The 5191-nt window shown below is 57.6% G+C and carries 2 rRNA genes; both read left to right on the forward strand.

What is annotated here, in order from left to right:
• Positions 1-55 precede the first annotated feature (55 nt).
• Positions 56-1570 (forward strand): 16S ribosomal RNA (locus B5D80_RS32460).
• 388 nt (positions 1571-1958) lie between these two features.
• A 23S ribosomal RNA gene (locus B5D80_RS32465) occupies positions 1959-5069 on the forward strand.
• Together the 16S and 23S rRNA genes form the textbook arrangement of a ribosomal RNA operon.
• The last annotated feature ends 122 nt before the right edge of the window (positions 5070-5191 follow it).

Here is a 5191-nt window from a genome sequence, read left to right on the forward strand (position 1 = left end):
TTCGGATTCCTTTGGCAACATTTGTTTGTTGTCGGGATTGCTGTTCGACAGGTTTTTGTTGGAGAGTTTGATCCTGGCTCAGGACGAACGCTGGCGGCGTGCTTAACACATGCAAGTCGAGCGGAAAGGCCCTTCGGGGTACTCGAGCGGCGAACGGGTGAGTAACACGTGAGTAACCTGCCCTAGGCTTTGGGATAACCCTCGGAAACGGGGGCTAATACCGGATATGACCTTTCCTCGCATGAGGGTTGGTGGAAAGTTTTTCGGCCTGGGATGGGCTCGCGGCCTATCAGCTTGTTGGTGGGGTGATGGCCTACCAAGGCGACGACGGGTAGCCGGCCTGAGAGGGCGACCGGCCACACTGGGACTGAGACACGGCCCAGACTCCTACGGGAGGCAGCAGTGGGGAATATTGCACAATGGGCGGAAGCCTGATGCAGCGACGCCGCGTGAGGGATGACGGCCTTCGGGTTGTAAACCTCTTTCAGCAGGGACGAAGCGCAAGTGACGGTACCTGCAGAAGAAGCGCCGGCCAACTACGTGCCAGCAGCCGCGGTAAGACGTAGGGCGCGAGCGTTGTCCGGATTTATTGGGCGTAAAGAGCTCGTAGGCGGCTTGTCGCGTCGACCGTGAAAACTTGGGGCTCAACCCCAAGCCTGCGGTCGATACGGGCAGGCTAGAGTTCGGTAGGGGAGACTGGAATTCCTGGTGTAGCGGTGAAATGCGCAGATATCAGGAGGAACACCGGTGGCGAAGGCGGGTCTCTGGGCCGATACTGACGCTGAGGAGCGAAAGCGTGGGGAGCGAACAGGATTAGATACCCTGGTAGTCCACGCTGTAAACGTTGGGCGCTAGGTGTGGGGGGCCTCTCCGGTTCCCTGTGCCGCAGCTAACGCATTAAGCGCCCCGCCTGGGGAGTACGGCCGCAAGGCTAAAACTCAAAGGAATTGACGGGGGCCCGCACAAGCGGCGGAGCATGCGGATTAATTCGATGCAACGCGAAGAACCTTACCTGGGTTTGACATGGCCGCAAAACTTCCAGAGATGGGAGGTCCTTCGGGGGCGGTCACAGGTGGTGCATGGCTGTCGTCAGCTCGTGTCGTGAGATGTTGGGTTAAGTCCCGCAACGAGCGCAACCCTCGTTCGATGTTGCCAGCGCGTTATGGCGGGGACTCATCGAAGACTGCCGGGGTCAACTCGGAGGAAGGTGGGGATGACGTCAAGTCATCATGCCCCTTATGTCCAGGGCTTCACGCATGCTACAATGGCCGGTACAATGGGTTGCGATGCCGTGAGGTGGAGCGAATCCCAAAAAGCCGGTCTCAGTTCGGATCGGGGTCTGCAACTCGACCCCGTGAAGTCGGAGTCGCTAGTAATCGCAGATCAGCAACGCTGCGGTGAATACGTTCCCGGGCCTTGTACACACCGCCCGTCACGTCACGAAAGTCGGCAACACCCGAAGCCGGTGGCCCAACCCTTGTGGAGGGAGCCGTCGAAGGTGGGGCTGGCGATTGGGACGAAGTCGTAACAAGGTAGCCGTACCGGAAGGTGCGGCTGGATCACCTCCTTTCTAAGGAGCACCATCCGGTGAAAGCCGGTATGGAGCCCGCGCTGCCCGAATGTGGTGGTGGGGTGCTCGTATGGCGGAGACACTGGTGAGTCTTTCCCTGGCAACGGCCGGGACACCTAGTACAGCCACTCAGGTGGTGGGAACGGGGTCGTGGTGCGGCTGGAGTGGAGATGTAAGCACCCTGTTGGGTCCTGAAAGAACAACCTGGGGGTTGTTGTTTCAGTGCCTTGTGGTGGGCGGGAGCCTACTGAAGGTTGCCAGGCATGGCCTGGTCTCGCATACCGGATTCTGTTCTGCCTGTGGGTGGGGTGGGGTTGCTGGTGTGGGGCTGTGGGGTTGTGGGTTGGTTGTTTGTTGAGAATTGCACAGTGGACGCGAGCATCTTTGTGGTCAAGTTGTCAAGGGCGAACGGTGGATGCCTTGGCACCAGGAGCCGATGAAGGACGTGGGAGGCCGCGATAGGCCTGGGGGAGCTGTCAACCAAGCTGTGATCCCAGGGTGTCCGAATGGGGAAACCTGGCACCAGTCATGTGGTGTCACCCGCACCTGAACACATAGGGTGTGTGGGGGGAACGCGGGGAAGTGAAACATCTCAGTACCCGTAGGAAGAGAAAACAATTTAGTGATTCCGTGAGTAGTGGCGAGCGAAAGCGGATTGAGGCTAAACCGGTTGCGTGTGATACCTGTCAGGGGTTGCGTGGTCGGGGTTGTGGGACCCTGCTGAACGAGCTGACACTTGTTCGAGGAGTTATAAAGTCAGTGGCTAGCCGAATGGTGTGGAAAAGCCAACCGTAGTCGGTGAGAGTCCGGTAGGTGAAAGTTGCTGATCTTCTGTGGGTGTTCCCGAGTAGCGGCGGACTCCTGTAATCTGCCGTGAATCTGCCAGGACCACCTGGTAAGCCTAAATACTTCCTGGTGACCGATAGCGGACGAGTACCGTGAGGGAATGGTGAAAAGTACCCCGGGAGGGGAGTGAAATAGTACCTGAAACCGTTCGCCTACAATCCGTCGGAGCCTTGCGGGGTGACGGCGTGCCTTTTGAAGAATGAGCCTGCGAGTTAGTGGCATGTGGCGAGGTTAACCCGTGTGGGGGAGCCGTAGCGAAAGCGAGTCTGAAGAGGGCGTTTGAGTCGCATGTTCTAGACCCGAAGCGGAGTGATCTAGCCATGGGCAGGCTGAAGCGCGGGTAAGACCGCGTGGAGGGCCGAACCCACCAACGTTGAAAAGTTGGGGGATGACCTGTGGTTAGGGGTGAAAGGCCAATCAAACTCCGTGATAGCTGGTTCTCCCCGAAATGCATTTAGGTGCAGCGTCGTGTGTTTCTTGCCGGAGGTAGAGCACTGGATGGTCTAGGGGGCCTACAAGCTTACCGAAATCAGCCAAACTCCGAATGCCGGTAAGTGAGAGCGCGGCAGTGAGACTGCGGGGGATAAGCTTCGTAGTCGAGAGGGAAACAGCCCAGATCACCAGCTAAGGCCCCTAAGCGTGTGCTAAGTGGAAAAGGATGTGGGGTCGCATAGACAACCAGGAGGTTGGCTTAGAAGCAGCCACCCTTTAAAGAGTGCGTAATAGCTCACTGGTCAAGTGGTTCCGCGCCGACAATGTAGCGGGGCTCAAGCACACCGCCGAAGCTGTGGCATTCACATTTTAACTTCGCGACGCCTTGATGTGTTGTGCAGGTGTGTGGATGGGTAGGGGAGCGTCGTGCCGGGGGTGAAGCAGCGGGGTGACCTAGTTGTGGACGCGGCACGAGTGAGAATGCAGGCATGAGTAGCGAAAGAAGGGTGAGAAACCCTTCCGCCGGATGACCAAGGGTTCCAGGGCCAGGCTAATCCGCCCTGGGTGAGTCGGGACCTAAGGCGAGGCCGAGAGGCGTAGTCGATGGACAACGGGTTGATATTCCCGTACCCGCGAAGGAGCGTCCCTGATGAACCTCGTTGTGCTAACCACCCGAGCTGGCTGATGTCTTCGGACGGATGTTGGGGAGCGTGGGAACCTGGCGGGTAGTAGTCAAGCGATGGGGTGACGCAGGAAGGTAGCTGAGCCCGGCCGGTGGTTGTGCCGGGGTAAGCGTGTAGGCCGACGTGTAGGTAAATCCGCATGTCATGTGGCTGAGACGTGATGCCGAGCCGATTCAGGTGAAGTCAGTGATCCTATGCTGCCGAGAAAAGCCTCTAGCGAGTTCCGAGCGGCCCGTACCCCAAACCGACACAGGTGGTCAGGTAGAGAATACCGAGGCGATCGGGCGAACTGTGGTTAAGGAACTCGGCAAATTGCCCCCGTAACTTAGGGAGAAGGGGGGCCGGAGACGTGAAGCCCCGTGCGGGTGGAGCGTTGTATGGCCGCAGAGAGCAGGGGGAAGCGACTGTTTACTAAAAACACAGGTCCATGCGAAGAAGTAATTCGATGTATATGGACTGACGCCTGCCCGGTGCTGGAACGTTAAGGGGACCTGTTAGCTCCTTTGGGGCGAAGCGGAGAACTTAAGCGCCAGTAAACGGCGGTGGTAACTATAACCATCCTAAGGTAGCGAAATTCCTTGTCGGGTAAGTTCCGACCTGCACGAATGGCGTAACGACTTCCCCACTGTCTCAACCACAGGCCCGGCGAAATTGCAGTACGAGTAAAGATGCTCGTTACGCGCGGCAGGACGGAAAGACCCCGGGACCTTTACTATAGCTTGACATTGGTATCTGAATGGGCTTGTGTAGGATAGGTGGGAGCCGGTGAAACCTGTACGCCAGTATGGGTGGAGGCAATCTTGAAATACCACTCTGGTTGATTTGGGTATCTAACTTCGGACCGTTATCCGGTTCAGGGACAGTGTCTGGTGGGTAGTTTAACTGGGGCGGTTGCCTCCTAAAGGGTAACGGAGGCGCCCAAAGGTTCCCTCAGCCTGGTTGGCAATCAGGTGTTGAGTGCAAGTGCACAAGGGAGCTTGACTGTGAGACTGACAGGTCGAGCAGGGACGAAAGTCGGGACTAGTGATCCGGCACTTGCGTGTGGAAGCGGTGTCGCTCAACGGATAAAAGGTACCCCGGGGATAACAGGCTGATCTTCCCCAAGAGTCCATATCGACGGGATGGTTTGGCACCTCGATGTCGGCTCGTCGCATCCTGGGGCTGTAGCAGGTCCCAAGGGTTGGGCTGTTCGCCCATTAAAGCGGTACGCGAGCTGGGTTTAGAACGTCGTGAGACAGTTCGGTCCCTATCCGCCGTGCGCGTAGGATACTTGAGAAGGGCTGTCCCTAGTACGAGAGGACCGGGACGGACGAACCTCTGGTGTGCCAGTTGTCCCGCCAGGGGCACGGCTGGTTAGCTACGTTCGGAAGGGATAACCGCTGAAAGCATCTAAGCGGGAAGCCTGCTTCAAGATGAGGTATCCCACCCCACATTGTGGGGGTAAGGCCCCCAGCTAGACGACTGGGTTGATAGGCCGGAAATGTAAGCTCGGTAACGGGTTGAGTTGACCGGTACTAATAGGCCGAGGACTTGATAACAAGGCTGCTACGCGTCCACTGTGCAACTCTGAACAAACACCAAACAACCCCCCACACATGTGTGGGTGTGTGTGTTGTTTGATATGTTCATAGTGTTACGGCGGTCATGGCGGAGGGGAAAC

This window comes from Micromonospora wenchangensis (genome assembly GCF_002210435.1).
Classification (GTDB): Bacteria; Actinomycetota; Actinomycetes; order Mycobacteriales; family Micromonosporaceae; genus Micromonospora; species Micromonospora wenchangensis.